The sequence below is a fragment of the Allocoleopsis sp. genome, assembly GCF_036703385.1.
Classification (GTDB): domain Bacteria; phylum Cyanobacteriota; class Cyanobacteriia; order Cyanobacteriales; family Coleofasciculaceae; genus Allocoleopsis.
This window is the reverse complement of sequence record NZ_DATNPA010000264.1, coordinates 1-6,176: the sequence shown is the minus strand read 5'-3', so window position 1 is coordinate 6,176 and position 6,176 is coordinate 1. Positions and strand designations below refer to the sequence as shown.

Annotated in this window: 2 protein-coding genes; both read left to right on the top strand. The window is 42.9% G+C overall.

The window, feature by feature from the left end; genetic code table 11:
• Window positions 1-7 precede the first annotated feature (7 nt).
• Entirely contained in the window at window positions 8-4,687 is a 4,680-nt protein-coding gene (locus V6C93_RS12630; protein ID WP_333477013.1) for an ATP-binding protein, read from the top strand.
• Between the two features lie 136 nt (window positions 4,688-4,823).
• Window positions 4,824-6,176 (top strand): protein kinase domain-containing protein (locus tag V6C93_RS12625; protein ID WP_333477012.1); only part of this gene is annotated, 1,353 nt, incomplete at its 3' end.

Genomic DNA, 6,176 nt, shown 5'->3' with positions numbered 1-6,176 from the left:
TCAGTTCATCCGAGCCTTTTGCACAAAAGAGCATCCTTTGGTTATCTTTCTGGACGATTTGCAGTGGGCAGACTCTGCCACGCTCAAGTTAATAGAGCTGATGATGACAGATAACGAGACGCAATATCTGTTCCTAATTGGGGCGTATCGGGATAACGAAGTCAACCCCGCTCATCCATTAATGATGACGCTTGATGGGCTGCGTAACCGTGGAGCAACTATCAACTTTCTTACCTTGGCACCATTAGAATTAGAGCATATTAGTCAGTTGATTGCTGATACATTGCACGTAGAGGTGGATTTGGATGTACAGACATTTTCTCAATGTCGCCAGGATATCAGTAAACCCGCCCCTACAGTAAAACCTTTAGCAGAACTGGTGAAGCGAAAAACTGGAGGTAATCCTTTCTTTGTCAATCAATTTCTGAAAACCCTGCACATTGAAAACTTAATAGCGTTTCACCCCCCTCAGTCCCCCCTTACTAAGGAGGGAAGTAAAGGGGAGTTCTGGCAGTGGGATATTGCACATATTGAGGCACAGGATATTACTGATAATGTAGTGGAATTGATGATTGGCAAGTTGAAGAAACTGCCAGAATCCACACAGCAAGTTTTACGCTTGGCAGCCTGTGTCGGTGCTAATTTCGACTTAACCACCCTCTCTATCGTTTGTGAAAAATCACCCAGAGAAATTTTTCCCGACCTAGTGATGGCAATTCAGTCTGGGTTAATCCTGTCTACATCCGAGTTAGATACAGAACTGTTAATTCAAGATTATAAGTTCCTGCACGACCGGATACAACAAGCGGCTTATACCTTGATTGATGATTCCCAGAAAAAAGCTGTTCACTTACAAATTGGTCGCAATCTGTTGCAAAATACTCCACCAGAGGCGTTATCAGAGGAGATATTTGAGATTGTCGATCATCTCAATCTTGGTGCTGAACTTGTAACCCATCAAGCCAAACGAGATGAAATCGCTCAACTGAATTTAATCGCGGGTCGAAAAGCTAAGACTGCAACAGCTCATGGGGCAGCAGTCAAGTATTTGAATGAGGGACTCCAACTCCTGAATGTAGATAGTTGGCACAGTTCCTATGACCTAACTTTAGCTCTGTATTCAGAAGCAGCAGAAGCGGCGTACCTATTCGGCGACTTTGAGCAGATGCAGTTAGAAGCTTCAATTGTCCTGAAACAAGCCACTTCGGTGCTGGACAAAGTGAAGATATACGAACTTCAGCTCCAAGTTTTTCAAGCGCACAATAAGCTCAAAGAAGCAGTTAATATGGCGCTACAAGTCTTAAAGCTGTTGGGGGTGGAGTTTCCTCTCAATCCGAGTCCGTCAGATATTCAGCAGGGACTGGAGGAAACCGCATCAATTTTAAATGAGAAGAACCCCTCGGACTTAATCGACCTACCTCAAATGACCGATCCCTATAAGCTGGCAGCTATGCAGCTTATGTCAATTATATTTGCGTCTACCTACATTGCCGTGCCGGAATTGGTACTCCTGCTGGTATCTAAACAGGTCTATTTATCCGTCAAACATGGCAATACTTCAGCGTCTACCTTTGCCTATGCCACTTATGGTCTTCTCCTCTGCGGGATCGTGGGAGATATCGATTCGGGTTATGGGTTTGGTCAATTGGCTTTAAGTCTTGTGTCAAAGTTGAATGCCAAAGAATTTCACGCCGGGACATACGAAATAGTAAATTCGGGAGTCCGACATTGGAAAGAGCACGCCAGGGAATCCTTAAAACCTTTACAGTCAAATTACTCGGCGGGGCTGGAAACTGGAGATTTAGAATATGCTGCCTTTTCCTTATTCGTGTACTGCTATCATTCCTATTGGATTGGCAAGGAACTGGCGGAACTTGAAAAAGAGATGGCAACTTACAGTGATGCCATTAGTAAAATTAAACAAGAAACAGCACTTAATTTTAATAAGATCCATCAACAGGCTGTCTTAAATTTGATGGGAAGGTCTGAGAATCCGTGCTATTTAATAGGTGAAGCCTACGACGAACAGACAAGCTTACAACTTCATTTACAAGCAAATGATGGAACTGCGATTTATTTTTTATCCTTGAATAAACTTCTGCTTTGTTATTTGTTTGGCTTGTACTCAGAAGCCATTAAATATGCAGCTCAAGTAGAACATTATTTAAACTCTGCGGCAGGGCTGCTAGTCCTTCCTGTCTTCCATTTCTATGATTCTCTGGTGTGCCTTGCGGTGTATCCTGATACTCCCCAGTCTGTTAGTGAAGCGGCGACGAAGTCGCAACAAACGGATCTTCTCAACAAGGTACGAGCTAACCAAGAAAAGATAGAGAAATGGGCAGATCATGCCCCAATGAATTTTTTGCATAAATTTTATCTAGTGGAGGCAGAGCGGTATCGAGTTCTGGGTCAATATTTGGAGGCAATGGACTATTACGACAAGGCCATTACTGGAGCCAAAGAGCAAGAGTATCTCAATGAAGAAGCTCTAGCTTATGAACTTGCCGCCAAATTCTACATGGCATTGGGCAAAGAGATCATTGCTCAAATTTACATGAGTGAAGCTCATTACGCCTACAGTCGCTGGGGCGCTATGGCCAAAGTCAAGGATTTAGAAACAAAATACTCGCAGTTACTTAACTTATCATCTACAGCGATTCGCCTCACTTCCACGCGCACGCCAACTACCAATACCACAACAGGCAGTCAGTCAGGTGAAGCTTTGGATTTAGCCACATTCATGAAAGCATCTCAAGCGATTTCCGGCGAAATTGTTCTCGATAAATTACTCGCCAACCTGATGAAAATCCTCATTGAAAATGCTGGAGCGCAAACAGGTTTCCTGATTTTGGACAAAGCTGGAGAGTGGGTAATTGAAGCTTCTGGGGAAGTGGATGTTGAGCAGCTTACAGTGTTGCAGTCCATTCCCATTGAGCAACACTTACCGACCTCAATTGTCAACTATGTCACCCGTACTAGAGAAACAGTTGTCGAGAATGATGCTGCAAATCAAGGCAAATTTACTCATGACTCGTATATCAAAGCGAATCAGACCAAATCTATCTTGTGTGCGCCACTGATTAATCAAGGTCAACTCAGCGGTATTGTTTATCTGGAGAATAATCTCACAGGGGGAGCATTTACTCCAGATAGGTTGGAAGTCATACAACTATTATCGGGGCAAGCTGCGATCGCTATTGAAAATGCCAAACTCTACACCGAAGTCACCGAAAGCGAACAACGGCTGACTCAATTCCTAGAAGCGATGCCTGTGGGTGTATCTGTCCATAATGCAACAGGACAACTCCACTACGCCAACCAGACGGCACAACAGTTACTGGGTATCAATATGGCTCCAGAAGCCAAAACCAATCAATTAGCCGAGGCATACCAAGTTTATTGTGCCGGAAGCCAACAGTTGTACCCCAATGACCAACTGCCCATTGTGCGTTCTCTTGCAGGTGAAACAGTCAAAGTTGATGATGTAGAACTTCACCAACCCAATCAGATAGTCCCATTGGAAGTGTCCACCACGCCAATTTTTGATGAAACGGGCAAGATTGCCTATGCGATCGCCGCGTTTCAGGATATTAGCGATCGCAAGCAGGCACAAAAGATTTTAGAAGACTACAACCGCACCTTAGAAATTCAAGTCGCCGAACGTACCCAAGAACTCGCCCAAGCACTCGACGATCTCAAAGCTACCCAAGACGAACTGATTCAATCCGCAAAAATGGCAGCTTTGGGACAGCTAATTGCAGGGATTGCCCATGAAGTCAATACACCCTTGGGAGCAATTCGTTCCTCAGCAGAAAGTGTGTCTCAATTCTTGAGTCAAACTTTAGAAGAGTTACCTGCCCTGTTACAATCCCTCTCTTCAGAAGAGGTTGAAAATTTCTTGGCTTTACTGCAAAAGTCACTTGAAAGTGAATCCAACTTATCTGCCAAAGAAGAGCGTCAATTGAAGAGAGCCTTAATTAGCCAACTAGAAGATGAAGAAATTGAAGACGCTGATGACTTTGCCGATACCTTGATGGACATGGGAGTTTATCAGGAACTCGAACCCTTTTTGACTCTGTTCAAAAGACCCGATGGGTTACAAATATTAGAAATTGCCTATAGAGTGACTGAATTGCAAAGAGGAATGCAAACAATTAGCACAGCTACAAACCGAGCCTCAAAAGTTGTATTTGCTTTAAAAACTTATGCCCGTTATGACTCATCGGGTGAAAAGATTCCCACCCATCTCATTGAAGGCATTGAAACGGTGTTAACTCTCTATCAAAATCAACTGAAACAGGGAGTGGATGTAATCAAAAACTATGTCGAGTTACCTCTTGTAATTGGTTATCCCGATGAACTTAATCAGGTATGGACAAATCTCGTCCACAATGCCTTACAAGCGATGGATAACCGAGGCACTTTAATAATTGATGTAACTCAAGTTAATCAGCAGGCTAAGATTAGCATTACCGATAACGGCTCTGGGATACCCGAAGAAATTAAATCGAAAATATTCGAGCCATTTTTTACCACTAAACCTGCTGGAGAAGGCAGTGGCTTGGGACTTGATATTGTCAAAAAAATTATTAACAAGCATGAGGGTAAAATTGAAGTTGAATCTGTTCCTCAAAAAACAACATTTACTGTTTTTATACCAATAATTTCTCCAGAAAACCCTAATTAAGCAACCAAAAATCAAAGACAACGAGACACGACAAGATTAATCAGACATGACTACCATCACTCCCCGTTCATGGCTATTAGAAATTAGCTATTAGCAGTCCTTAAAATCCTAAAGCTATAATATTAAAAAGCTTCCCATGACTAACGTTTTAGTAACAATTTACCGCTACCAAATTCTCGCTCAAATCTACGAAAGTGCCAATTCAATTGTCTATCGAGGCATCCGGAAACAGGATAACAAGGCAGTCATTCTCAAGGTACTCAAAGAAGACTATCCTACACTCTCTGAACTCACCCGTTACAAGCAGGAATATGAAATCACCCACAACTTGAATATAGAGGGTGTAGTTAAGGCTTATAGCTTAGAACCACTACAGAGAACTTTGGTAATCATCCTTGAGGATTTTGGCGGAGAATCCTTAAAGCAATGGCTCCATCACAGTGTAGAGCGTCAGGGTAAAGTTAGCCTACCCGAATTCCTCAACATTGGCATTAAGACAGCTGAAATTTTAGGCAATATTCACAGCAGCAATATTATCCACAAAGATATTAATCCTACCAATATCGTCTTTAACCCAGAAACAGGGATTCTCAAAATCATCGACTTTGGCATTGCCACAGTATTAAGCCGCGAAAATCCTACTCTGAAAAATCCCAATGTCTTAGAAGGCACATTAGCCTATATGTCGCCGGAGCAAACGGGACGGATGAACCGAACACTAGATTACCGCACGGACTTTTACTCTCTCGGTATCACCTTCTACGAACTGCTCACGGGACGGCTACCTTTTGAAACTACTGATGCGCTGGAGTTGGTGCATTGTCATATCGCCAAACAACCAGTACCACCCTATCAGCTTCTACCAGAGATTCCCAAAGTCGTTTCAGACATTGTGATGAAACTAATGGCGAAAACGGCGGAGGAGCGATACCAAAGTGCCTGGGGACTTAAAGCTGATTTGGAAGAATGTTTGACTCAATTACAGGAAAATCGAAATGTAACAGACTTTCCCCTCGCCTCGTCAGATATTTCTGATAAGTTTCAAATTCCCCAAAAACTCTATGGACGCGAGGCGGAAGTTGAAACCTTACTAGCAGCATTTGAGCGTGTAGCATCTGGTGTAGGGGCGGGTTTAGCCGATAATTTAAAGGAACAATCAATAATCTCTCAACAAAACCTGCCCTCCGACAAATCCCAATCCAAAATGCAAAATCCGAAATCCAAAATCGAAATGATGTTGGTAGCGGGTTATTCTGGTATTGGAAAGTCATCATTGGTTGCCGAAATTCATAAACCGAATACCCGATTGTGTGGCTACTTCACAAGTGGCAAATTTGACCAATTTCAGCGGAATATTCCCTACTCAGCTATCGTCAGTGCCTTTAAGGGATTAGTGCGACAACTTTTATCCGAAAGCTCTTCACAACTTGCCCAATGGCGAGAAAAACTTTTAGCGGCATTTGGTGCTAACGGTCAAGTCATTATTGAT